The organism is Pseudomonas sp. B37(2017), from assembly GCF_002112885.1.
GTDB lineage: Bacteria > Pseudomonadota > Gammaproteobacteria > Pseudomonadales > Pseudomonadaceae > Aquipseudomonas > Aquipseudomonas paraglycinae.
In genome coordinates this window covers 126,336-151,513 of record NZ_NEIX01000001.1, presented here as the reverse complement: position 1 = coordinate 151,513, position 25,178 = coordinate 126,336, and the positions used below count along the sequence as shown (strand labels likewise).

Annotated in this window: 22 protein-coding genes; 15 read left to right on the top strand and 7 right to left on the bottom strand. The window is 61.1% G+C overall.

What is annotated here, in order from left to right; all coding sequences use genetic code 11:
• Positions 1 to 12 precede the first annotated feature (12 nt).
• The 11 genes from CAF90_RS00795 to CAF90_RS00745 all read left to right on the top strand — a co-directional run bounded on the left by CAF90_RS00795 (position 13) and on the right by CAF90_RS00745 (position 13,351).
• Positions 13 to 510 (top strand): Hcp family type VI secretion system effector, encoded by a 498-nt coding sequence (locus CAF90_RS00795; RefSeq protein ID WP_007958866.1) that lies wholly within the window; start codon positions 13 to 15, stop codon positions 508 to 510.
• Between the two features lie 15 nt (positions 511 to 525).
• Complete coding sequence (gene tssE / locus CAF90_RS00790; RefSeq protein WP_085602780.1) at positions 526 to 969, top strand: type VI secretion system baseplate subunit TssE; 444 nt, start codon at positions 526 to 528, stop codon at positions 967 to 969.
• Positions 953 to 2,746, top strand: a complete 1,794-nt coding sequence (tssF, locus tag CAF90_RS00785; RefSeq protein WP_085602778.1) for a type VI secretion system baseplate subunit TssF — start codon at positions 953 to 955, stop codon at positions 2,744 to 2,746. Before tssE ends, tssF begins: the two co-directional genes overlap by 17 nt.
• A complete protein-coding gene (gene tssG / locus CAF90_RS00780) occupies positions 2,710 to 3,735 on the top strand; it encodes a type VI secretion system baseplate subunit TssG (RefSeq protein ID WP_085602776.1) in 1,026 nt (341 codons plus the stop codon). The genes tssF and tssG overlap by 37 nt, the downstream gene beginning before the upstream one ends.
• A gap of 1 nt (position 3,736) precedes the next feature.
• Positions 3,737 to 6,277 (top strand): type VI secretion system ATPase TssH, encoded by a 2,541-nt coding sequence (gene tssH, locus CAF90_RS00775; RefSeq protein WP_085602774.1) that lies wholly within the window; start codon positions 3,737 to 3,739, stop codon positions 6,275 to 6,277.
• A gap of 77 nt (positions 6,278 to 6,354) precedes the next feature.
• On the top strand, positions 6,355 to 7,851 hold the full coding sequence (locus CAF90_RS00770; protein WP_085602772.1) for a hypothetical protein: 1,497 nt from the start codon (positions 6,355 to 6,357) through the stop codon (positions 7,849 to 7,851).
• Between the two features lie 125 nt (positions 7,852 to 7,976).
• Positions 7,977 to 8,810, top strand: a complete 834-nt coding sequence (locus CAF90_RS00765; protein ID WP_085602770.1) for a hypothetical protein — start codon at positions 7,977 to 7,979, stop codon at positions 8,808 to 8,810.
• Positions 8,811 to 8,846: 36 nt separating this feature from the next.
• On the top strand, positions 8,847 to 9,761 hold the full coding sequence (locus CAF90_RS00760) for a hypothetical protein (RefSeq protein ID WP_085602768.1): 915 nt from the start codon (positions 8,847 to 8,849) through the stop codon (positions 9,759 to 9,761).
• A gap of 20 nt (positions 9,762 to 9,781) precedes the next feature.
• Positions 9,782 to 10,732 carry a hypothetical protein gene (locus CAF90_RS00755; RefSeq protein ID WP_085602766.1) on the top strand — a complete coding sequence of 317 codons (951 nt, stop codon included), beginning with the start codon at positions 9,782 to 9,784 and terminating at the stop codon, positions 10,730 to 10,732.
• A 54-nt stretch (positions 10,733 to 10,786) separates the two neighbouring features.
• Positions 10,787 to 12,796, top strand: a complete 2,010-nt coding sequence (gene tssI / locus CAF90_RS00750) for a type VI secretion system tip protein VgrG (RefSeq protein WP_085602764.1) — start codon at positions 10,787 to 10,789, stop codon at positions 12,794 to 12,796.
• Between the two features lie 12 nt (positions 12,797 to 12,808).
• Positions 12,809 to 13,351, top strand: a complete 543-nt coding sequence (locus tag CAF90_RS00745; RefSeq protein ID WP_085602762.1) for a toxin-antitoxin system YwqK family antitoxin — start codon at positions 12,809 to 12,811, stop codon at positions 13,349 to 13,351.
• Positions 13,352 to 13,424: 73 nt separating this feature from the next.
• On the opposite strand, the gene CAF90_RS00740 is transcribed toward CAF90_RS00745, so the two are convergent.
• Entirely contained in the window at positions 13,425 to 13,820 is a 396-nt protein-coding gene (locus CAF90_RS00740; RefSeq protein ID WP_007958887.1) for a DUF4280 domain-containing protein, read from the bottom strand.
• 190 nt (positions 13,821 to 14,010) lie between these two features.
• On the opposite strand from CAF90_RS00740, the gene CAF90_RS00735 reads away from it, so the two are divergent.
• Both CAF90_RS00735 and CAF90_RS00730 read left to right on the top strand, forming a co-directional pair.
• Complete coding sequence (locus CAF90_RS00735) at positions 14,011 to 15,078, top strand: phosphotransferase family protein (protein WP_085602760.1); 1,068 nt, start codon at positions 14,011 to 14,013, stop codon at positions 15,076 to 15,078.
• Positions 15,079 to 15,116: 38 nt separating this feature from the next.
• A complete protein-coding gene (locus CAF90_RS00730; RefSeq protein WP_085602758.1) occupies positions 15,117 to 15,884 on the top strand; it encodes an SDR family oxidoreductase in 768 nt (255 codons plus the stop codon).
• 45 nt (positions 15,885 to 15,929) lie between these two features.
• On the opposite strand, the gene CAF90_RS00725 is transcribed toward CAF90_RS00730, so the two are convergent.
• The 6 genes from CAF90_RS00725 to CAF90_RS00700 all read right to left on the bottom strand — a co-directional run bounded on the left by CAF90_RS00725 (position 15,930) and on the right by CAF90_RS00700 (position 23,010).
• Entirely contained in the window at positions 15,930 to 16,526 is a 597-nt protein-coding gene (locus CAF90_RS00725) for a trimeric intracellular cation channel family protein (protein ID WP_256578411.1), read from the bottom strand.
• A gap of 925 nt (positions 16,527 to 17,451) precedes the next feature.
• Positions 17,452 to 17,694, bottom strand: a complete 243-nt coding sequence (locus CAF90_RS00720; RefSeq protein WP_084776931.1) for a DUF1652 domain-containing protein — start codon at positions 17,692 to 17,694, stop codon at positions 17,452 to 17,454.
• A 179-nt stretch (positions 17,695 to 17,873) separates the two neighbouring features.
• Positions 17,874 to 19,364 (bottom strand): helix-turn-helix transcriptional regulator, encoded by a 1,491-nt coding sequence (locus CAF90_RS00715; protein ID WP_085602756.1) that lies wholly within the window; start codon positions 19,362 to 19,364, stop codon positions 17,874 to 17,876.
• Positions 19,365 to 19,441: 77 nt separating this feature from the next.
• Positions 19,442 to 20,332, bottom strand: coding sequence for a LysR family transcriptional regulator (locus tag CAF90_RS00710; protein ID WP_007952844.1), 891 nt, complete (start codon positions 20,330 to 20,332; stop codon positions 19,442 to 19,444).
• A 6-nt stretch (positions 20,333 to 20,338) separates the two neighbouring features.
• Positions 20,339 to 22,546, bottom strand: coding sequence for a molybdopterin cofactor-binding domain-containing protein (locus CAF90_RS00705; protein WP_085602754.1), 2,208 nt, complete (start codon positions 22,544 to 22,546; stop codon positions 20,339 to 20,341).
• Entirely contained in the window at positions 22,546 to 23,010 is a 465-nt protein-coding gene (locus tag CAF90_RS00700; protein WP_085602752.1) for a (2Fe-2S)-binding protein, read from the bottom strand. Before CAF90_RS00700 ends, CAF90_RS00705 begins: the two co-directional genes overlap by 1 nt.
• A 118-nt stretch (positions 23,011 to 23,128) precedes the next feature.
• On the opposite strand from CAF90_RS00700, the gene CAF90_RS00695 reads away from it, so the two are divergent.
• Positions 23,129 to 24,019 carry a LysR substrate-binding domain-containing protein gene (locus CAF90_RS00695; protein WP_085602749.1) on the top strand — a complete coding sequence of 297 codons (891 nt, stop codon included), beginning with the start codon at positions 23,129 to 23,131 and terminating at the stop codon, positions 24,017 to 24,019.
• 229 nt (positions 24,020 to 24,248) lie between these two features.
• Positions 24,249 to 25,178 carry an amidohydrolase family protein gene (locus CAF90_RS00690; protein ID WP_007952852.1) on the top strand — a complete coding sequence of 310 codons (930 nt, stop codon included), beginning with the start codon at positions 24,249 to 24,251 and terminating at the stop codon, positions 25,176 to 25,178.

The following is a 25,178-nucleotide window of genomic DNA, read 5'->3' as shown; positions in this document are numbered from 1 at the left end:
GAGTTTCAAGCGATGGATGCAATCATTCTCGACCTCGGCGGCGACATCAAAGGCGACAGCCTGCTCGAGGGTTACGCGGACAAGATCGAAGTCATGTCCTACAGCCACAACGTGGCGATGCAAGTCACCAACGACGTCAGCAACTCGGAGCGCACCTCCGGCAAGCCCCACGTCGGCGAGTTCACCCTGACCAAATTCGTCGACACCTCCACACCGTCGCTCAACGAATACTGCTGTGCCGGCAAGCCGATCCCGGAAGCCAAGATCACCATCGGCCGCAACGCCGCCGAAGGCAGCGGGCAACTGCTGCCGTTCATCATTTACACCCTGACCAACGTGGTGATTTCCAACGTCAGCGTCAGTGGCGGTACCGGCGGCAAACCGGTGGAAACCCTGTCCCTGAACTTCACCAAGATCAAATGGGAACTCACCGCGCAGAAAGACGACGGCACCAAGGAAGGCACGGCTGCCTCGACCTGGGACATGGCCGCCAACAAGCTCGTCAGCTAACCCGGCGGCGCGGCCATGGCAGGCACCGGCTTACTTCCACCGCTGTTCGAACGCCTCGCCTCGAGCGAGGGCGACGGGACGCGGGAGTTCGATCGGCAGGATCTGCTCGACTCGGTGCACACCGAGCTCGGGCGCCTGTTCAACACCCGCCGTGGCCCGCGCACCCTGACCTCCCCGCCCAGTGTCATCGACTACGGCATCGCGGACTGGAGCGCCCTGCAACAACAGCGCAGCGATGACCGTCGTCGGCTGGCGCGGGACATTCGCGAAGCCATCACCCATTTCGAACCACGCCTGCTGCTCGGCGAGGTTCAGGTCAATCCCCTGCCCGAGCACCCGCAGCGCCTGAGCATTCGCCTGCTCGGCGAGTTGCGCAGCGGCACGCAGCACTGGCCGGTGGCGTTTGTCATCGAGCCCGGCAACGAAGGGCTGGAGGTGCGCCATGAGCGACTCGATTGACCCGCAACTGCTCGACTATTACCAGCGCGAACTGACCTGGCTGCGACATGCCGGCGGACAGTTTGCCGAGCGCTATCCGAAAGTCGCGCGACGTCTGGAGTTGTCTCCCGGCGAATGCCCGGACCCGCACGTCGAACGTTTGCTGGAAGGTTTCGCCCTGCTCGCCGCACGCCTGCAACGACGGCTGGATGACGACTACGCCGAGTTCAGCGACGCATTGCTCGAACAGCTTTATCCCCTGGCCATGCGCCCGTTGCCGTCCTGCGCGATCGTCCAGTTCGAACCGGACCCGAGCAAAGGCAACCTCGACGGCGGCTATCCCCTGCCCCGGGACACGCCGCTGTTCGTCACCACCAGCAAGGGCGAGAGCATTCACTTTCGCACCAGTGCAGCCGTGCGGTTGTGGCCGGTAGAAATCAGCGAAGCCTTGTTGCTGGGTAGCGATGAAGCCCAGGCGCTGACCGGTGTGGCGCAGTCCCGCTCGGCGTTGCGCCTGAGTCTGCGTTGCCTCGGCGACAGTCAGTGGTCAGAGCTTGGCATCGAACAACTGCGCATTCACCTGGCCGCGTCACCGGTGGTCAACGCCAGCCTCTATGACCTGCTCGGCGCCCACGCGGTGCAGGTGTTGGCCGGCTCGCCGGGGAGCATTCCCGCCCGCGTGAAAGGCCTGCCGAAGGTCGTCGGATTCGCCGACGACGAAGTGCTGCTGCCGGACGAAGATGGCGTGCATCCGGGCATGCGTCTGCTGGCCGAGTACTTCGCATTCCCGGACAAATTCCACTTCTTTGATCTGCCGCTGTCCGGTGTTTCGAGTGACAGCCAGACGCTGTATCTGTACATCGTTTTTGATCGTGCTCCGGCCGGCCGATTGCACTTGCAGGCCAGCGATATCGCCCTCGGCTGTGCGCCGGTGATCAACCTGTTCCCGCGCACCTCGGAGCCGCTGCGGCCCGATGGCACCCGCAGCGAGTATCGACTGGTCGCCGACAGCCACCGGGAAAACAGCGTCGAAATCCACAGCATCCGCAGCGTGCGCGCCAGCTCCGCCAGCGGTGTGCAGCGGCTGCCGGCGTATTTCGGCAGCCAGCACAGCAGCGGTGACCGGCAACGTTACTGGCACGCGCGACGGGTCAACGGGCAGACGCCGAACCGGCTCGGCAGCGATCTGCTGATCAGTGTCGTCGACACCCGTTTCGAACCGCAGACCGACCTGCCCGATTACAGCCTGACCGCCGAACTGTTGTGCACCAATCGGCATCTGGCCCAGAGCCTGCCCGCCGGTACGCCGCTGGGTTTCGAACGGCCGGGGCCGGTGGCGTGGGCACGCCTGCGTAATCCGCCGAGCCCGCAAAGCCTGCCGCGTCTGGACGGTGATTCGCGCTGGCGGCTGGTCTCGCAACTGACCCTCAATCATCTGTCGCTGGTCGAAGGGCCACAGGCACTGGATGCGCTGAAGGAAATCCTGACCCTGCACAACCTGCGCGACGAGGCCAGCGCCCTGCGCCAGATTGAAGGTCTGCTGAACCTCGGTTGCGAGCGGGTGATCGGCCATGTCGGCGCCGACGCCTGGCGCGGCTGGCGCAACGGGCTCGAAGTGCAATTGCAGCTCGATCCACAGCATTTCGTCGGCAGCAGCGCGGTGTTGTTTTCAGCGGTACTCGCGCAATTCTTTTCGGTGTACGCCACGGCCAATCGCTTTGTGCGCACGGTGCTCATGCAGGCAGACAAGGAGGTCAAGGCATGGCAACCCCAAGCCGGCATGCCCCTGTCGCTCTGACCCTGAGCCAGCGCCTGCGCCGTGATCCGCAGGCGTTCGAATGGTTGCAGGCGTTGCTGTTGCTGGAGCGCGAACAGCCGCAGGCCGACGCCCTCGGTTCGGGTACATCGCCGCAGGCCGAAGCGCTGAAATTGCGCGGGCCGCTGACGCCATTGTTCGCCGCCAGCCAGATCGAAAGCCTGGAGGAAAACCCCGGCGAACCGCTGACCCTGAACTCGCCGATGTTCGGCCTCGGCGGCCCCGACGGCCCGCTGCCTTACGCCTATCAGGAATGGCTGCAGCAGCGGGCGCGGGCCAAGGATCATGCGCCCGCCGAGTTCCTCGACCTGTTCCAGCATCGGCTGTTGAGCCTGCTGTACAAGGTGATGCGCAAACACCGGATCGCCCTCGGTTTCACTACGCCCGGCGCCTCGCCGGTGCAGGCGCAACTGCGGGCGCTGACCGGGTTGTTGCCCAAGTCCCTGCAGGAACGCCAGGCGATTCCCGACTGCGCCGTTCTGGCCTGCACGGCGTTGTACGCCGATGGCCGCCGCTCATTGGCGGGGTTCGCGGCGATTGTCCGTGAGCAGTTTTCCGTGACGGTGGAACTGAGCGCCTATGAAGGGGCGTGGCGTGAGATTCCACGCGCCAGCCGCAGCGTCATGAAAGCCGGCGGACGCAATCTGCAACTGGGTCGCAGCGCAGTCGCCGGTACTCGGGTCTGGGATGAACATGCCGGAATTCGCCTGACGCTCGGGCCGTTGTCTTCAGCGCAGGCCGCGCGATTCCTGCCGGACGGCGAAGCGCATCCGGCACTGGCGAGCCTGGCTGCACTGTATTTCGGCCCGGATCTGGACGTGAAACTGATGCTGCTGGTGCGCGGTGCCGGGCCACTGCAACTCGGCCGCCAAACCCCGGCCCTGTTGAGCTGGAACGGCGGCCTGCAACGGCAGACCAGCCTGGCCGTGCAACGGATCGAAACCCGCCTGCGTCAGCTGGAGATCACCTGAAATGGAACTGGCCAGCCTGATCGGACGCCTCAACCCGGACAACCGCCGCGCCCTCGAACGTGCCGCGCAACGGTGCTTGCAGCGCGGGCATCACTTTGTCGAGATCGAGCATCTGTTGCTGGAGTTGCTGGATATCGAGGGCGGCGATTTTGCCTTTCTGCTGCCGCGCTTCGGGCTGGAGCGTGATGCGCTGACGGCGGAGATCAACAAGGCGCTGGACCTGTTCAAGGCTGGCAGTACGCGCACACCGGCGCTGTCTTCGCACACGCTGGGATTGCTTGAAGACGCGGTGGTACAGGCCAGTGTGCTGGGGATCGACAGCATTCGTTCCGGGCTGCTTTTATTGGCGTTGATTGATCGTGACGAGCGCCGCAGCCTGCTGCTCAACAGTGCATCGTCATTGCTGCGAATTCCGAAAGAAGCCTTGCGCGCAAACCTGCTGGAGTGGACGGAAAACTCCCGCGAGCATGTCGGCCCGCGTTCCGTGTCTTCGGGGAGTCCAACGCCACGGCAAGACTCGGTGCTCGATCAATACACCCAGGACCTGACCGCCGATGCTCACGCCGGGCGCATCGACCCGATCGTCGGTCGCGATGGCGAAATTCGCCAGTGCATCGACATTCTTCTGAGACGCCGGCAGAACAACCCGATTCTGGTCGGTGCGCCGGGCGTAGGCAAAACCGCCGTGGTCGAAGGCCTGGCGCTGCGCATCGCCGCGGGGGATGTGCCGCCGTCGTTGCAGGAAGTCAGTTTGCGGGTGCTCGACCTTGGTTTGCTGCAGGCCGGGGCCGGGGTCAAAGGTGAATTCGAACAGCGACTCAAAGGCGTGATCGACGCGGTTCGCAACGCCGACAAGCCGATCATCCTGTTCATCGACGAGGCCCACACCTTGATCGGCGCTGGCGGTGCCGAGGGTGGTAGCGACGCGGCCAACTTGCTCAAACCCGCGCTGGCCCGAGGTGAACTGCGCACGCTGGCCGCCACGACCTGGATGGAATACAAGAAATATTTCGAGAAAGACCCGGCCCTCGCCCGCCGCTTCCAACTTGTGCAGGTGGAAGAGCCGGACGAAATCACCGCCGTGGAAATGCTCCGGGGCGTCGCCGCCAAACTCGAACAGCATCACGGCGTGCAGGTGCTGGATGCCGCGATCCATGAAGCGGTGAAGCTCTCGCATCGCTACATTTCCGGCCGCCAGTTGCCGGACAAGGCCATCAGCGTCCTCGACACCGCCTGCGCCCGGGTCGCCCTCGGCCAGCATGATGTACCGCCGCCGCTGGAGAGCCTGCGCCACCGTCAGCAAAGCCTCAAAGAAGAAGTCGAACGCCTGCGCCGGGAACAGGCCACGGGGCTTGATCACCGCGAGCGCATCACCCTGCTGGAAAGCGAATCGAAGACCAACGTCCAGGCCATCCGCGAACTGGAAACCCGCTGGAGTGAAGAGCGCGTGGCGGTGCGCGAACTGCTCGACACTCGCCGCGAATTACTTGACCTCAGTGAACGCGCCGACAGCGACAAACCGGATGAAGCCATCGACAGCCGCATCGATCATCTGGCCGCCGAACTGCTGCGTCTGGAAGCCGGGCTCGATGCGATCCGCCAGGACGATCCGCTGGTGCCCGAGCAGGTCGACGGCAAAACCGTCGCCGCCGTGATCGCCGGCTGGACCGGCATCCCCGTCGGCAAAATGCTCGCCGACGAAGCCCACGCCGTGCGCACGCTCGGCACACGCATGGGTCAGCGAGTGATGGGCCAGAGCACCGCGCTCAACACCATCGCGCAACGTTTGCAGGCCTATCGCGCCGGGCTCACCGATCCGCAAAAACCGGTCGGCGTGTTCCTGCTGGTCGGCCCCACGGGCGTGGGCAAAACCGAAACCGCGTATGCGTTGGCCGACGCGCTGTATGGCGGCGAACGCAATCTGATCAGCATCAATCTCTCGGAGTATCAGGAAGCCCACACCGTCAGCCAGCTCAAGGGCGCACCGCCGGGTTACGTCGGTTATGGCAGTGGCGGCGTGCTCACCGAAGCCGTGCGGCGTAAACCGTATTCGGTGGTGTTGCTGGATGAAATCGAGAAGGCGCATCCGGATGTGCTGGAAGCGTTTTACAACGTGTTCGACAAGGGCTTGATGGAAGACGGGACGGGGTTGGTGGTGGACTTCAAGAACACCGTGATGCTCGCCACCAGCAATGTCGGCGCCGAGTTATTGCTCGATACACCGACCGCACAACTCGGCTCGGAAGCGTTCAATGAGGCGCTGCACAAAGTCCTGCTGCAAGCCTTCCGCCCGGCGTTTCTGGCGCGCATGACGGTGGTCGCGTATCGGCCGCTGGATGAGGCGACGCTGGAGGGGATCGTGTTGGCGAAGCTGGAAAAATTGCGCGGTCGCTACAAGGCTGCGACGGGCAAGCAGTTCGAGTTTGATTCGGGAATCGTCAAAGCCGTGCTCGCCAAATGCAGCGCAGCAGGCGCGCGGGATGTCGAGAACGTGTTGATGACGCAGGTGACAGGGAAATTGGCGGAGTGGGTGTTGGAGTAACGCCCCGCTTGCGCAGCAAGTGCACGAAAACCGTGATGAAAGGAAGGCGTTCTTCCAAAACTGACAAGGATAATGTCATGAAAAAAACCCTGAAATACGCGATGAGTCTGCTGGGCGCCTGTATCGCAATACCGTTGTCCGCCCAGGCGGACACTCGACATTCGGAAGACGAGCTGGTGGGCAAGGTGTCCTTCCTGACCTCCACGGTCGAAAAGCTCAATGACGCAAACTTGCAGATCGACCCCTTTCTCACTTCGGCCATTTCCCCGCCGCCGGATTACAAGGGGCCGCTGTTCACGCTCAGCCATGATTATCCGACCCAATTGCCGACCGGCACCTCATTCCCGTGGAGCAAGACCACCGGCAACGGCAAGATCACCCAGGCCAACGCCGGCGCCTACGTTCAGGCACTCAAAGACTACGTCTCGCCTGACATGCGCAAGATCGTCTACGACTACGCCAACTGGAACTACAAGGGCAGCGGCTGGTTCGACTCGATCTGGCTGGGCATAGAGCGTGAGCCCATTCGTGGCGTGTATGTCGGGTCAGGTTTTCCCGCCGGCACGCTGACGGATCAGACCCTGCCCGTGACCACGTATGTGCTGACGCTGTACGACACCCGCGCGGCGAAAACCCTCGGCGATATCTGGGGCAAAACCCCTGAACGCGCGATGAATCCAGTGCTGGAAACGAGCACCACGCAGTTTGCCGAAGGCAGCGTCATCATCAAGTTCGCGATGGTCAGTGCCTGTGGCAGCGATTGGGCCCCCATGGAAGGCGCCGCCCAATGGGAAATCTACGCACCGGTAAACACCAGCAATGGCAGCGCGCTGAATAAAACACAATGCGTCGGCAAAGACTTCAAGGGCACCACCACTCAACCGGCGATGACCAAGGTGTCGCTGATGCAGTTCGACATCATCGTCAAGGACAGCGTCGCGTCCCCGCAAACCGGGTGGGTGTTTTCGACCCTGGTATATGACAAGAACGCACCGGGTAAAGACGCCTGGGACAAGATGATTCCGCTGGGCGCCACCTGGGGCGGCAACCCGGACGTCATCAACACCGCGCCCACTGCGCTGACGCCTCCCGTCACGGTCAATCAGAAACTCAGCGAAAACTGGGTCAATCCCAAGTCGCCGGCCTATTCGGTTTCCACCCTGGGATGGGACGGCCGATTGTCAGGCCCGAATGACGGCGCCGTCGTGACTCCCGCCTGGACTGGATCGCACTACTTCCCGGCCGGACTGGCCAGCGCTGGATGCCTGGGCTGCCACAGCAGCGCCCAGTATCCGATGACCGCTTTCTTGCTGCCCACCTCCAGCTACCCACCGCAAACCATCGATCCGCCGCTTTCGGGCAGCGATCCTGACGCAGCATTGGTCATGGCCGAACCCGGCTCGAAACTCTGGATGAGCTGGTTCCAGAGCCGCGACGGCAAGACCCCGATGGGGCCGAACACCGCACAAGGCGCGAAACCGGTGGCGCTGGATTACGACATGGTGACGGCGTTCAAGGCGATTCCGATGTGGCAGCAGGCCAAGGCGGCTGAGGCTAAAAATGCCGGGAAGTGATGGGTAAGCGTACGTGACAGAAACAGGACGGTGGAAAAGCGCCGTCCTGACTTCTTGCGGGATGCTCAGAACAGTGCTCGCCAGGCGCAGCGCAGCGGTTACGCGGGTAAGGGAGAAAACACGACATGGCTTGTTCACCCATCATCACAACTCGCTTTCCGAGCAACGGCCACCGGGAATGGGTTCACTCCGACCTGACGGTGCAATATTCAAGGAAGATTGATCTGGTGCCGGAAACAACACAGCGTTCATTCCCGTTGACCTGGCATCACCAGATACCCTTCAACAGTTTGAGAGATTTCTGGAACTGGCTGTATGTCATAGCCGATGACGATCTGCTCGACATGTGCGTAGATCTTTTCAGCCAGCGAGCCAGAGGTGGGCGCTTCCCGGAGATCAAAAGAAAGCTAAAGGCAATCAAGACCACCTTGATGCCCTCCCCGCAGTTGGAAACCCAGACCTATGCACAATGGAAAGCGGTGGTTGGGCAAATTGCCAATGGTCTTCTTGCTGTCGCCGATGAACTTGACGGTGAGGAACAATCCGACCTCTTTGAAGCCATTTCATGGTCAGCGTGGAATATTCTCGAAGGCCCGCTTCCCCAACATCGCAGTGATGATCCAGGGGATGCCAACGTAGACGACTTCAGTCGTTTGAGAGAAATAAAGTTCTCGAAACACTTTGTAAAAGCCGCCGAGCTATATGCCTCCATGGTGCTTTTTACCAATGAAATGAATGCCCAGCAGAATCAAAATTACAGTAAAGCCTGGGTCAAGGATCGCGCCAAAAAACTACTCACGATACTGACCGGTGCGGACCAGCTTCTGTCCGGCGTCAAGATCACTTTCTTCAACAGGAAGCACTGGAGCTATCAGGAGCAGATGACCGGGCGCACGCCTGTGAGGGCGACTGTGCTGGACAATGGAGCGACCTGGTATCGGTGGCGCCGTTGCATCTAGGTTCGCTGAATGTAACGAAAACTCAGGGAGGCGTGCATGTACTCGATCATGATCTGGAACGCCCAACACTTCGATAATCAAAAGGGTATCCACTCGCAAGCCTATGCCGATAAAAAGAAGTTTTTGGATTTTTATATCGCGCAGAAAAAGCCGCATATCATCGCGCTGTTCGAAGCGGGTAAAACCGGAAACATCAATGAAAGCCTGATTGCCGATCTGACCGGCAGTTACACCGCCATTGCAATATTGACGCAGGAAGGCGGCAAGAAAAAACATACGACCCTCGGCTCCATGGTGTTGATACGGAACGATGTCAGTGCCGAGTTCGAGAACGTTACCGACAACTATATTTTGTCCCACACCGAACAACGCGCGCCGCTGATCATACGGCACATCAAATCAACTTTTGGTTTCGCTTTCTATCATGCCAATGCCTCGTTCATGGCGCCGGGCAATATCGTGGACACGATCGGTTTCATCCAGGAAAACGCCGAGTTGCTTGGCATCAAGAAACTGCTGTTTTTTGGCGGTGACCTGAATCTGATACCCACGCAGACGTACGCGCAAATCAAAGGCATGGATCGCCTGGTGCCGACCAGCCCGGGCTACACCCACCTGAGCATAAAGAACGTAACACTCGCAAAAGCCACTCACGAGCTGGGCATCCTTCAAGGCTACGGCCATGACACACAACTCACGGCCAAAACCTATCTGCCCGACTATATGTTTACTCAAGGTATCGAGGTCTGTGAGCTGCAGCCGGTTCTGTTGCTGCTCGACTATGCCTACGTCTTGTTTGCCCAGCATTGGCGGGCAGAGTGCGATGCGAGCCTTCGCCAGACCAGCGACTCGTTCGGCAACATCCTGGAAATTGCCCCGTATTGTCTGGGACATCCAATCCGCAGTGATCACTTCCCCGTTATTTTCACCCTCAACGCCAGCCTGGAATAGTTCGGGCCACAAGGACGTAAATGCCAATTCCTGCCTATAACAGTAAAGACCTGGTGGCGATTTCAACCGTAATCGCCTCTGCTGCCCGTCAACTGAATTGGGACGGCGACCTGGACAACAACTCCAGTGTGAAAGTCGAGGAAGTGCAGTGCATGAGAATGGGCGAGAGTTTGTATTTCGCCTGTAACAAAGGCGAGCATGTGGCGGTTGCAAACCTGTTCAGTGCCTTTGGCGTCATCGATCACGCTACCCTCGTGTCGTGCGTGCGCTATTGCAACGCAATTCTGGGGCCGGATTACTCCACCAGTAAACGGAAGAAAAAGTTCGGCAAGGGGTACACCCTTAAATACAGTGGGCCGGAACAACAGTCATTCAGGTATGCAGGATTGCCTGCTCAATTTCCTGCATTGACAGTCACGGAAGTGGCAGATGCACACCGACTCATTACCGGTGCAACGTTGCCGTTGACGGCCACGGCCCAGGAAAGTCGTATCGCTTGGTGCTTGCGTAAATTCACCGAAGCCGGTGCCATGACCAACCTGGCTCGTCAGGCAAAAACCAAGTCTTTGCTGCTCCACACTTACAACGCCGGGGCAAATGAGATCAACATTATCAATGACAGCCGCGAAGTTCATGCCGAGTTGAAACTTTTGCGCATATTGACCGAATCAAAATTGGGCGTCGGCTCATTCAATCCCCATACACAAGTTGCTTTGGGTGGTCTGAAAAAAGCGTGCGCATATTGCAATGCCTGGATCGGCTTCTATAAACCCTGGATCAAGGCTCAGTACCGCGTCGATCTGGAAACACCTCAAACCGATAATCGTGATGAGGGAGGTGGAGAAGGAGATCGGCCCGAAATTGATAAAACGCATCTGAGTCGGTTCGGTCTCTACGTAGGCACGTTGTTTGATGGTAAAAAAAACGACATGTGCACCAGTGTCGGGCTACATCAGGATAGTGAATGGTAGCCACCATGAGCTTCCGGGATGCTGGAAAAGGGACACCCCTCAAAGGATTACGCCATGCCCCGTTCCACCGACAGCAACGCTACCCTCTCCCTCACTGCTGCCGCGGTGTCAGCGCTTTATCCCGAGTCATTGTCCGGCGACGAAGCGCTCAATGTGCTGGGTTCGCAGGTCCTCAACGGACTCAACGACGGCACGCCTCTCACCCTGACCAGCGCTATCGCCAGCCACGTCACCACTACCCTGCACAACGACGCCCAACTCCGTCCCTTCGACGCACTGGTCGCCGAAATCCGCCAGCTCCCCGCTGACGCCAGCGCCGAGCGCTATCAGCTGGTTCTAAGGCCATGGCTCTGGTGGCTGACCCTGGCCAGCAATAACCGGGTGTTCCAGAACCTCGCGACTTCGGACATCGTCACCACGATTTTCAAGGCTCACGGTTTCACCGATTTCAAACTCTCGTTGACCGGCAGTTACACCCCACGCGAATACTGCGTGCAGTACGGCGAAACCGATTGCGCCTTCGTCTCGCGGCTGCTGGAAGAAGAAGGCATCTTCTGGTTCTTCACCCACGAGGACGGCAAGCACACGCTCGTGCTGGGCGACAGCAACGACGCTTTCGTACAGATCCCCAACGGGCCGACGGTCAAGTATCTGGGCCAGCAGTTGGGTGAGCGCGAGCTGCACGGCATCCGCTCAGGCCAGGTGTGTCTGCAAGCCGTGGCCGGGGTATACAAGGCAACAGATTACGAGTTCACCACACCGACCACTTCGCTCTTTGGCCAAGCCGAAGCCGTGGCCGGGCCGCGTTCGATCTATGAGCATCCCGGCGGTTACAACGCCAAGGCTCGCGGTGACGCGCTGACCAAGCAGCGCGTCGACGGTTTGCGCAGTGAAGAGAAACGCTTCGTTGGCGAAAGCGACTGCCGCTGGCTGATTCCAGGTCACTGGTTCACCCTCAACGGCCACGAAGACACAAGCCTGAACATCGACTGGGTCGTCACGCGGGTGACCCACGACGCCAGCCACGAAAGCTATCGCAATCGTTTCGAAGCGATCCCCAAGGCCACGCCGTTTCGTCCGCAACGCCTAACGCCGAAACCGCGCATGCATCCGCAAACCGCCATCGTCGTTGGCAAGTCCGGCGAAGAGATCTGGACCGACGAATACGGCCGGATCAAGTTGCAGTTCCCGTGGGATCGCGACGGCAAGAATGACGAAACCAGTTCCTGCTGGGTCCGCGTGGTGCTGCCGTGGAGCGGCAAGGGTTTCGGCATGCAGTTCGTGCCGCGTATCGGTCAGGAGGTCATTGTGACCTTTATTGACGGCGATCCGGACCGGCCGCTGGTCACCGGATGCGTCTACAACGGCGACAACGCCCTGCCCTATGCCTTGCCCGCCAACCAGACCCAATCCGGGATCAAGACCCAGTCATCCAAGGGCGGCGGCGGTTTCAACGAGCTGCGTTTCGAGGACAAGAAGGATGCCGAAGAGGTGTTCCTGCAAGCGCAGAAAGATCTGAAGATCAACGTGCTCAACGACACCACCGCCACCGTCGGCCACGACGAAACCCTCACGGTACAGAACGCTCGCACCCGCACGGTCAAGGACGGCGATGAAACCGTGACGCTGGAGAAAGGCAAACGCAGCGTCACGATCCAGACCGGCAGCGACAGCCTCGATGTGAAGGACAGTCGCACAGTGAAGGTCGGCGCCGACCAGAACCACAGCACCGGCGGCAACTACACCGACAAGGTCACCGGCGATTACAGCCTGACGGTCGACGGCAACCTGACGATCAAGGTCAGCGGCACCCTCACCCTGCAAAGCGGCGGCAGTTTCACGATCAAGAGCGGCGCGGATCTGGCCACGTCCGCCAGCACCTCGATCACCCAGAAGGCCGGCACCGCCATGACCAATCAGGCCGGCACTTCGCTGGACAACAAGGCCGGAACCACGCTGACCAACGACGCCGGCATCAGCCTGACCAACAAGGGCGCGGCCTCACAGACCGTGGACGGCGGCGGCATGCTGACCATCAAGGGCGGTCTGGTGCAGGTCAACTGACAAGGAGAAGCCATGGCGATCACACCGCTGGATCTGCAGCAGGATGACAAGCAGCTCAAGGGGCGTTTGCAGGACGGTCAGCTCGACGGCCCGTTGAACATCAAGGATGACGGGCGCAAACAGGCGGACCTGAATTACAGCCAGGGCGAATTGCAGGGCACGTCCCTCCTCTATCACCCCAACGGCAAGGTCTCGGCGCAGATGCCGTTTGTGCGCGACAAGCTGCAAGGCATCGCCAGTTTCTACGCAGCCGAGGGCTGGTTGCAGCGCAAGGCCACCTACCGGCGCGGGCTGTTGCATGGCGAGGCGTTCAATTACTTTCCCGACGGTCAAGTGGCGGAGGCCGAGTTCTATCGCGATGGCGTGCGAGAGGGGCGTTATCAGCGCTTTCATCCCAACGGCAAACCGGCGGTGGATGCGCGTTATCTGAATGGGCAGTTGATGGAACCCGAACAGGGGTTCGCCGAGGACGGACGGCCGCTGGATGCCGATGGCAAACCGATTTCCCGGGTGCGCTGGTGGTTTCGCAAATGGACGGATCCCCAGCAGGCCTGAAATTTTTAAGGTTGTATTGACTGGCCTCTTCGCGGGCTTGCCCGCGATGGGGCCAGCACACTCAATGCAAGAATCAGGGAATCAACATCTGCATCTGCCCCGGCATCACGATCTTGATCACCCCCGCCCAGTTGCACATCAACGTGCTGTTGGCATCGATCGCCGGCATCCCGCCCAGCAGCAGGGTCGGCGCTCCGCCGGGGATCCACGGCGTGGCGGTCGCCGGAATGCATGGCATCGGCGTCAGTACGCCCAGCGCCGCAGCCGTGGCAGCGGCGACCATCGGGTTGGCCATGCTCATGCACATGCCGAACGTGGTGACGTTGACCAGCGGAATATGATCCATGATGTTCGCCGCCGGCATCCCGCCGGTCAGCGTGCGGTTGACCGGCAGCACGTTGAGCACCGCCGGCGCGGCGCCGAAACTGCATTGCAGGGTGGCGCTGGCACAGACTTGCGGGCAGCCCATTTCAAAGCTCCTTCGTGAACAAGGCATACGCGCTAAACCTTAGTCGCCAGCGGCCCGCCGCGCACATTCCCAAAGGTGATTATCGTCCAACACGCTAACCTATAAGACCGAACCGCGCTTGTGACGACCCGAGCGCGCCATTAGATTAGCCAATGATGTCTGGCCTCCAAAATAAGCAGAAGGGATAAGCATGGCGCTTACTGACCAGTCCACCCGTATCCGCTCTGGCGAAGAACTCGATGCCAGCCTGATCGATCCATACCTCAAGGCGCACATTCCGGGCCTGACCGGCACGCCGCAGATCAGCCAGTTTCCCGGCGGCGCTTCGAACCTGACCTACCTGCTGGAATACCCGGACCAGGAATTTGTCCTGCGCCGTCCACCGTTCGGCCACAGGGCCAAGTCCGCCCACGACATGGGCCGCGAATTCCGCATCCTCAACCAGTTGCGCGACGGCTTCCCGTATTGCCCGAAAGCCTACGTGCACTGCACCGACGAATCAGTGATCGGCGCCGAGTTCTACGTGATGGAACGGGTCAAGGGAATCATCCTGCGCTCGGACCTGCCGCCGGAGCTGGGCCTCGACTCGGCCAAGACCGAAGCCCTGTGCAAGAGTTTCATCGATCGTTTCGTCGAACTGCACCGGGTCGATTACAACGCCTGCGGCCTCGGTGATCTGGGCAAGCCTGAAGGCTACGTCGCCCGCCAGATCAAAGGCTGGAGCGAGCGCTACGAAAATGCCCTGACCCCGGACGCACCGCACTGGGAACAGGTCAAAGCCTGGCTCAACGACAAGATGCCGGCCGATCACCCGACCTCCAGCATCGTCCACAACGACTACCGCTTCGACAACGTCATCCTCGACCCGAACAACCCGATGCAGATCATCGGCGTGCTCGACTGGGAACTGACCACCCTCGGCGATCCGCTGATGGACCTGGGCAACACCCTCGCCTACTGGATCCAGGCCGACGACCCGGCACCGGTGCAACTGATGCGCCGCCAGCCAAGCCACGCCCCGGGCATGCTGACCCGCCGCGAATTCGTCGACTACTACGCCGAGCGATCGGGCATCCAGATCGACAATTTCGACTTCTACTACACCTACGGCCTGTTCCGCCTGGCCGGCATCGTGCAGCAGATCTACTACCGCTTCTTCCATGGCCAGACCCAGGACAAACGCTTCGCGCAGTTCATTCACATGAACAAACTGCTGGAGCAGATGAGCCTGCAGGTCATTGCCAAATCCAGCCTCTGATGACGGCGTTTTAACAAGGCTTACTACAAGGGAATCCCATGTCCAAGACTCAGTTGTTCGACCTCGACGGCAAGATCGCTTTCGTCTCCGGCGCCAGCCGCGGCATCGGTGAAGCCATCGCCAAACTGCTGGCCCAGCAAGGCGCCCATGTGATCGTTTCGAGCCGCAAGCTCGAAGGCTGCCAGCACGTGGCCGACGCCATCACCGCCGCCGGCGGCAAGGCCACAGCGGTCGCCTGCCACATAGGCGAAATGGAACAGATCAGCCAAGTCTTCGCCGGGATCAAGGAACAGTTCGGGCGCCTGGACATCCTGGTCAACAACGCCGCGACCAACCCGCAGTTCTGCAACGTGCTGGACACCGACCTCGGCGCCTTCCAGAAGACCGTCGACGTGAACATCCGCGGCTACTTCTTCATGTCGGTGGAAGCCGGCAAGCTGATGCGCGAAAACGGCGGCGGCAGCATCATCAACGTGGCGTCGATCAACGGCATTTCGCCGGGGATCTTCCAGGGCATCTACTCGGTGACCAAAGCCGCGGTAATCAACATGACCAAAGTCTTCGCCAAGGAATGCGCGCAATTCGGCATCCGCTGCAACGCCCTGCTGCCAGGCCTGACCGACACCAAGTTCGCCTCGGCCCTGGTGAAAAACGACGCGATCCTGAAGCAAGCCCTGACCCAGATCCCGCTCAAACGCGTAGCCGACCCGAGCGAAATGGCCGGCGCCGTGCTGTACCTGGCAAGCGACGCTTCGAGCTACACCACTGGCGTTTCGCTGAACGTGGACGGCGGTTTCCTGTCCTGATCCGCTTCTGACGCAAAACAAAAGGCAGCCCAAGGGCTGCCTTTTTCATGCGTCCAAAACCTTCGGCAACTGCCAGCCAAAATGCACCGACAACAACCGCAACAACAGACACGCCGCCCCCGCCAGCAACGCAGCCGCCACCGGCGGCACGCCCAGCCTGCGCCCGACGATCAACACCGCAGCGCCGACAAACGCCGAACTGGCATACAAATCCGCCTGCAACACCACCGGCACCCGCGCCAGCACAATGTCACGCAGCACCCCGCCGCCGACCCCGGTAATCGTGCCCATCAGCATGGCCACAAACGGCGAGATCCCGAAATTCAACGCCTTCTGCGCCCCGGCCACGGCAAACAACGCCAACCCCGCCGCATCCAGCACAATCAGGGTCGAACCGGACCAACCCAGCACCAGTTCATGAAAAACAAACGCCACCCCGCCCATGGCAAACGCCAGCGCCGGATAGCGCCAGTCAGCCACAGCCTTGGGCGGCGTCGCACCGATCAACAGATCACGCGTCACCCCGCCACCGAGCGCAACGATGAACGCAATCACCATCACCCCGAGCAGATCGAGCTGACTGCGCATCGCCGCAATCGCGCCTTCAACCGCAAACACCGCCGTGCCGACCAGATCGGCCACCAGCACAATCCACTCGACCCGCGCCTTCACAGGCGCCCGGCTTATTGAGTGACGCAACGGGTCTTGGTGATGTGTCGAGTCACTTGCCCGTCGGCATACGCATCACCGGCGACCTCGGTATTTTCCATGACCTGACAAGTCCGCTCAGGAGGCGGAGGCGGTGCTGCCGGCGGAGGGGGTGGAGGACTGGCGCAGCCACTGAGCAACACCAGACCGACAGCCGACAACAACGAAAAACACACGCGTTTCCCAGGATTGTTCATAGGATGACCCGCGATGAATGGAAGAAAACTCCCGTCGCCGAGCAGGACAACGCCCGGTTATGGAAACCGAACCACTCATTCCTTATAGACCAGTGGACTGCAAGTGCCAGTGAAATGGCTCGAACTGGCAGGATTTGCTGTCGATTTTCGGGATGAGTCGACTAATCCATCACCACCGCCGACAAGCCATCACCTACAGGTGAATGTCAGATTGGGACGCAGAGCGTCCCGGGCTGCATTCCCACGCGGAGCGTGGGAACGATCAAAGAGCACACAAATCGGCCTTACGCCCCTCGCTCCTCACCACTCAAAACGATGAGCGTTAGCTCGAGTACCGCTTTTGATCGCAGGGCCCGTCGGCAGGCTGAGTGGAGGGATTGATCCGGGGGTGGGAGCGCAGCGACCGTTTGGCGAAGCCAAACACATCGAGAGGAGGTGCAGCGAAGCAAACCGTAGGCGATGCCCCCCGGATCAATCCCGGAGCGAAGGGACACCGAGCCAAAGCGAGGTGCCGAACGTCAGGGTAAAGCCTTTTCGGTTACCTTTTCGGCGTTTGGAAAAGGTGACTCGCCGTAAGGGCGAAACCGCCAGCAGCTGCCCCCGAAAAACCGGATATTAACCCAAACCGAACAAGAACCTGGTCGGCCCAAAGGCCGCCAAGTTCAACTGGGCGACCGCAAAGAATTACTCTCAAGCTCATACCGCAACTCACCAATCAAAGCATCCACCGCTTCCGGAGTACGCAAGGCACCAAGGCTCAACCCACTAATCACCAGATCCACCCGCCCCGAAACCGGCTCATAAAGCTTCACAGTCAGCGAATGATCCCCATCCACCACACACTCACAAGCCAACGGCGAAAAACTACGCTCAAGCCGAGCCCGCAACTGCGCCAGATAAATCATCGCGCCAGCTCCATACAACCAGACTCAATAACCAACAACACATTCATAAAGGGCTGATCCATTAGCAGGTTCCAAAAAGACACGATCACCAAAAAAATGCATCGCACCTCACCAGACTAAGAACACCCCGCCCGATCAAACACCCGAATTTGCACCCCATGAACTAGTGCATTTGCACCTTACCGCTGCCCCCGACCGCCCCCCGAAAACAACCCACGCTCCCGAGCCCAGACAATCGCCTCACTGCGACTGTGCACATCCAGCTTCGAATACACCGTCGCCACATGATTGCGCACCGTGTTCGGCGCCAGTTTCAACCGCGCAGCAATCTCCTTGTCCGCCAGCCCCTCACAGATCAGCCCCAGCACATCACGTTCGCGAGCCGTAAGATCAGTGAACGACACACTCGGCAGTTGCGGCGAATTGACCTTCTTCACATTGGCCAGTTTTTCGATCAGCGTACGGCTGAACCACGAAGCATCCTTCATCACCTCTTCAATCGCCGCCACCAGCTCAAGCTCGGTGCGCTTGCGCTCGGTGATGTCCATCAGCACCAGCAGGTAGCACACCGTGTCCTGAATGTTGACGGTATCAGCGGACACCGCGCACTCCAGCAGCTCGGCGTCTTTCCTGCGGATCCGCATATCGACGCGATCAACGCGGCCGGTCTTCTCCAGCGCCGCGAGCAACCGGGCGCGCTCCGCCGGTTCATCGATGAAGTCCAGTTGCGCGACGGTCTTGCCGAGCACCTCGTCGCTCTCGTACGCCAGGGTATCGAGAAACGCCTGATTGACGTCGATCAGCCGCTGCTCGTCGGCGCTGCAAATCAGGATCGGCACCGGCGTCAGGCGAAAGGCCTTGGCGAATCGTTCCTCACTTTGGCGCAGCGCAACTTCGGCCTTATGCCGGGGCTCCATGTCGACAAAGGAAAACAGCATGCAGTCCTCGTCATTGAGCACCAGCGGCTGCCCCGCGACGATCACCTGTTTGCTGCCGCCGTCCGGCAAGCGCAATTCGGCCTGCATCTGCGGAATGGTCGCGACATCGCGCAGGCGCTGGATCGCCAGGTCCTTGCGCTCGGCCTGTTCGAGAATATCCAGCTCATAGGTTGACGCGCCGATCACCTGATCGCGGGTATAGCCAGTCATCTCCAGAAACCCCGGATTGACCTTGATGTAACGCAGATCGCTGAGGCGGCAGATCACCGCCGGCGCCGGGTTGGCATTGAAGGTTTTTTCGAAGCGCTGTTCAGCATTGGCCCAGTCGGTGACGTCGCTCATGATCAGCACCAGCGACTCGATGTCGCCGTCGCGATCGGTCAGCACCATGCTGCGCACGCTGTGCACCCAGGTGCGTTCCTCATCACTGTTCGGGGTGACTTCGACCAACACGTCGCTGAAGGTTTCGCCGGTGGCTACGCGGCTGATCGGGTATTGCTCCGGTGTCAGCGTGTGGTTGTTGCGATAGCGCAGGTTGAAGCGCTCGACGTATTCCCCGGCATTGTTGCCCAGCTCGCCGATCCGGCTGACGCCATGCATCGCCAGCGCCGCCTCGTTGGCCCAGAGAATCGTCTGGTCGAGTTCCAGCAGAATCACCCCGTCGGACAGCCCGGCGATGATCTGCTGCAACTGACGGCGATTGGTTTCGGTGGTCAGGACGTCCCGGCTCATTGGTTCTCCACAAGTTCGCGCATGTGAAGTTTACGACCGCAGGCCGTTGTGATCGTGCCGGGCAACTTTGCCCCTGATTACCGCGATGTGTGATCGACCAGCTCGCGCAGCGTATCGAGAAACAGCTTGAGCACCGGCGAGGCATCGTCCGCTCGATAAGTCGCGTACAGCGGCACTTGCGGCAACGCCGGGGTCAGGCGCCGGAACACCAGTCCGGCGGGAGCCAACTGCTCGATCGATGCGGGTAACAGCGCCACGCCAAACCCGGCACGAACCAGACTGAGCAGGGTCTGCACCTCGATCACCTGCTGGCGGATCTGCGGAGTGAACCCGGCCTGAATGCAGCACTGATAGAGAAAATTGGCGAACCGCGACTGTTTCAATTCCAGCGCCACAAACGGCTCCTGCGCCAGATCAGCCGGCGCCAGCACCTCGCGCCGGGCCAACGGGTGATCCTGCGGCATCACCACATGGATCGGCTCATGGATCAGCAATTCATTGCGCAATTGCGGGTCGTCATAACCGACGCGGAACACGCAGGCGTCGATGCGTTTCTCCTTCAACGCCTTGACCTGCGCTGCCGGAGTCATTTCATGCAGACGCCAGGTCACCTGCGGATAGCGTTCGCGAAACAGGTGCAGCGCCTTGGGCAGCACGCCGACCATCACCGAACTGATCATGCCGATTTCCAGCTCACCGAGCTGCCCGCGCCCGGTCTGGCGGGTCAGGTCCAGCGCCCGTTCGAGTTGCTCGAACACCAGCGGCGCCTGCTCCTTGAGCATCTGCCCCGCCGCTGTCAGCTCGACCCGGTGATGGCTGCGCTCGAACAGCGGCGTGCCGAGTTCTTCCTCCAGCAAACGGATCTGCTGGCTCAGCGGCGGCTGGCAAATGTGCAGCCGCTCGGCGGCGCGGCCGAAGTGCAGCTCATCGGCCAGCGCCATGAAGTACCGCAGCAAACGCAGGTCCATGGCGACTTACCCCAGGTTTAGTGGCGTGGAACGCTGACGCACCCCGGTGAGGCTGAACAGCGCATTGGCAATCGCCGGAACCACCGATGGACTGCCCAACTCTCCGACGCCACCCGGCTTGTCCGGTTGGCCATCGAGCACGAGAATGTCCACGGGAGGCATGTCCGACATGCGGGTGACGCGATAGTCGTGGAAATTGCTCTGCACCACCCTGCCCTGCTGGATGTCGAGACGATCGAATAGCGCGTGACCGAGGCCCCACATCAAACCGCCGTAAATCTGCTCCTCGACCCCGCCGGGCGATACCGCCAGGCCGCAATCGACTGCACAGGTCAGCTTCTCGACCCGGGCCTTGCCGTCCACCCTCGCGACCCGCGCCACCACGGCGATGAAACTGGTGTAGCCCTGATTGGTGGCGATCCCCAGCGCCGTATCCGGCGGCAGTTTCTGGCCCCAGCCGGCGCGTTCCGCCGCCTGTTTCAGCACCGCGACATGCCGTGGCCGCTCCTGCATGTTGGCCAGCCGGAATGCCAGCGGATCTTTACCGGCCGCATGGGCCAGTTCATCCATGAAGCTTTCCACGGCAAACACGTTGGGAATGAAACTGACCGAGCGATACCAACCGCTGGGCACGTTGCTTTCGTGTTTGACCCAGTTCAGTTCCAGGTGCGGCGGACGGTAGGCGAAGTCCCACGCGGTGATCGCTTCGGTGGTGCTGTAATCCATGTGATCCGGGCGCTCGAAATAGCCCGGCTCCCACTGTTCCGGCGAGGCCGGTGACACCGCATGCAGTTGCAGCGCGGTGAGTTTGCCCTGGGCATCCAGTGCGCCTTTCACCCGATGCAGCGTGGCCGGGTGATTGAACAGCGCGTGCATTTCGTCTTCGCGGCTGTTGAGCAGTTTCACCGGCACACCGGTTTTCTGCGCCAGATACGCGACCTCGAACAGCCAGTATTTGGCTTCCCGCGCACCGAAGCTGCCACCGGACACCAGCTCATGGATGGTGACCTTGTCCTTGCCGATGCCGCACACGGTCTGCGCCGCTTCCAGCGCCGACGACGGCACCTGCACACCGCCCCAGTAGGTGATCGACTTGTCCTTGACCTGCGCGGTGATGCAGATCGGCTCCAGCGGGTTTTGCACCTTGTAGGGCATCGTGTAATCGGCTTCGAGCAGCTTCGCCGCACCCGGCCATTGCCCGGCGACATCGCCCTGGGCCATGGCTTTGACGGTTTGCGTTGCCGGGTCGCTGATCGCTGCAATCTGCGCCCTGGCCAGATCGGCGCTGTCGAAGCCGGCCAGCGGCGAGTCGCTCCATTTGATCTCCAGCAACTGGCGGCCCTGCTGCGCAGCCCAGAACGTTTCGGCCAGCACCGCGACGCCTTCGAGGTTGCCGCCGAGCACGTCCGGGCGGCCCGGAACCGCGATCACCTTGCGCACACCCGGCACCTGCAACGCGGCCGCCGAATCCACGGCGACAACCTTGGCGCCCACCACCGGCGCACGCTGGATTACCGCCACCAGCATCCCCGGCAACTGCACGTCAATGCTGTACTTGAAGCGCCCACAAACCTTGGCTGCCGCATCGCGTTTGTGGCGCAACTTGCCGATGTATTTGAACTGCGCCGGATCCTTCAGCGTGACGTTCGTCGGTGCTGGCAGATGCGCCGCCGCGCCGGCCAGTTCGCCGTAGCCGAGGCTGCGTTTGCTCGACGCATGCACGACCCGGCCTTCCTCGGTGGAGCAGCTGTCGGGGCTGACTTTCCACTGCTGTGCTGCCGCATTGATGAGCAGCGCCCGAGCCGTGGCGCCGGCCATGCGCAGGCGATCGTATTCCAGCGACACACTGGTGCTGCCGCCGGTAGAGAAGACTTTCCAGACCGGATGAATGTAGGTTTCGAAGAACGGATCTTCCGGGGTGATGACCTGTACCGTCATCGGGTTCACGTCCAGTTCCTCGGCCACACATGCGGCCAGCGCGGTCTGGGTGCCGGTGCCGGAATCGTGCTTGTGCACCACCAGTTTCACCGTGCCGTCGGGCAGCACGCGCACCCAGGCGTTGGGTTCGAATTCAGTGGTCGAGGTTTTCGGCTCAGTCGCCGCCGTACCGGACGGCAGGTACAGCGCAATCGCCAGACCGGACGCCACCGTCACCGCCTGTTTGAGAAACACCCGGCGCGAGGGTTCATGAAGGGTGCCGTCGATGAGGCTCATCACGCCTCCTTCGGCGCATTCGCCGCCCGTTTGATCGCTTTGTTGATGCGCCCGTAAGTGCCGCAGCGGCAGATATTCCCGGACATGGCGTTGCGGATCGAGTCGTCGTTGACCGGTGCGCCGGTGTTGAGCAGCGCGGCAGCAGACATGATCTGCCCGGATTGACAGTAGCCGCATTGCGGCACATCTTCGGCGACCCAGGCCAGTTGCAGCGGATGGTTTTCGCTGGGCGACAGGCCCTCGATGGTGGTGATGCTGTGGCCCGCGACGGCGGCCAGCGGCAACTGGCAGGAACGCACCGCGACGCCGTTCAGGTGCACGGTGCAGGCACCGCACAGGCCCATGCCGCAACCGAACTTGGTGCCGGTGAGTTTCAACTGATCACGCAACACCCATAACAAGGGCATGGAGGGGGACGCCTCATCCAGCTCGCGTCGTTCGCCGTTAACCGTGAATGCAATCATTGTCAGGCTCCAAAAGAGCGGCCCGTCTTTGTGCGGGCCTGGTGACCGATTATTGGAACCCCCGGCAACGCGCGGCCAGCGACGATTTCTGCCAACCGGTGTAAGCAGGACTAACAACATGTACAAGCGATACCCGTCGGTGCAGTCCATGAGCGCGTTTATCCACGCGGCGCGCAGCGGCAGTTTTTCCAGCGCCGCGCGCAAGCTCGACCTGACCCACAGCGCGATCAGCCAGCAGATCCGCGCCCTGGAAGACTTCATCGGCCAGCCGCTGTTCGTGCGCGAAGGCGGTGGCAGTAACCTGACCGATGCCGGGCAGCTGTTTGCCAGCGTGCTGTCGGATGGTCTGGCGCAGATTGACCGGGCGTTGTCCTCGGTGAAAAACCGCAGTGTGGCTCAGCGTCTGACCCTGGATGTGGACAGTGAACTGGCGCAGAGCTGGCTCAATCCGCGCTTGCCGCAATTGCTCGACGGCTTGCCGGATTACGAAGTGACGTTGCTGTCGATGCCCCGCAGTGATCGCAGCACGTTCGAACGGGTGGATTTGTCGTTGCGCTATGGCTATGGCGATTGGGACGATTGCGAGATGACCCAGATTTGTGGGGACCGGGTTTTGGCGGTGGCGTCCCCTGCGCTGCTGGAGCGGGATGGTTTGCAGCTGCCATTGAGCCCGGCGCAGATTCTTGAACTGCCACTGTTGGGGTATACGCGACGGTCGTGGATTCCATGGCTGGATGCGGCGGGGATGCCGGAGGTGGAACCTGCTGCTCGCGTCGTTTTTGATAACGCGGCGAATTTGATTGCGGCGGCTGAAGCGGGTGTCGGTGCGGGGCTGGTGCGTGGATTATTGGCCGCCGATGCGTTGCGCAGCGGGCGGCTGGTCGCGTTGAACGAGGCGCAGATTGCGGCGCATTACAACCTGTATGCGGTGTGGCCGCATGGGCAGGCTGAGCGGGTGGCACCTGTTGTTGAAGTGATCAAGCAGTTGGCCATGCAAACACTTCACTGACGCCATCGCTGGCAAGCCCATATCGAACAAGTATCACCACCCCACCCAATTAATATTGTACGAACCCTCCCCCGCCTTCCAATACTCGCCTCAAGCAACCACCCACCCGGGCCGGATGCGAACAGGCGAGGGAATGCGCGAGTGCTGCGCATAGAAACGGCCGATTGCCCGGGACGTGGATGCTGTGAGCCGCAAGGCTCCCTTCCCCGCTATCAGGAGATCGACTTCAATGATCATCGATATCAGCTGCTATCCCACGGATCTCGTGGACCTCGCCTGGAGGCATGACGGTGACCCGTTCACCGGCGAGCGTCTGCTGGAGATGATGGATGGCCCGTACATGGTCAACGGCAAGCCTCGCCGCATCGACAAAGCCTTCATCCAGCCGCCGCAGGGCAACACCATCTACACCTGGACCGACGGTGAACTGTCGGGCCGTGAATCCATCGACGCCTACATGGCCTACACCCTGAAAATGGTCCAGACCTACCCGGACCGTTTCATCGGCTGCTTCGTCTACAACCCGCGCTGCGGCGTGGAAAACGGCGTCGAGGCGATCGAGCGCTACGTCAAGGAACACGGTTTCAAGATGGTGCAGATGCAGGCCAACATGCACGCCTACCGTCCCGACCGTGCGCTGGACTGGGTCCGTCCGGCCTTCGAGAAATGCGCCGAGCTGGGTATCCCGGTCAAGCTGCACACCGGCGACGGGCCTTACAGCATCCCGTCGGAATGGGTGCCGATGATCAAGGAATTCCCCAACGTCGATTTCATCATGGCCCACTTCGGCGTGCAGACCGGCGGCGTCTACGTGTTCGAACCGATGCAGTGGGCGATGGAGCTGCCCAACGTCTACTGCGAATCCGGCTGGTGCCTGCAATCGCGGATCGTTGAGTTCGCCAAGGTCCTGCCGACCCACAAGATCCTGTTCGGCACCGACACCCCGCCGAACGAACCGGGCATGTGGCTGCGCCTGCTCGAAGTGCTCTGCCACGAGCCGCCGCAGGGCCTGAACCTCGACGAGGACACCCTCGAAGACTACCTGGGCAACAACACCGCACGGATGATCGGCCTCGAGCCGTCCCCGCCGCCGCGTTCCGTTTCCGAAGCAGAGGCGCAACTCAAGCGCCCCGTCACCACCCAACTGGCCAGGAGCTGA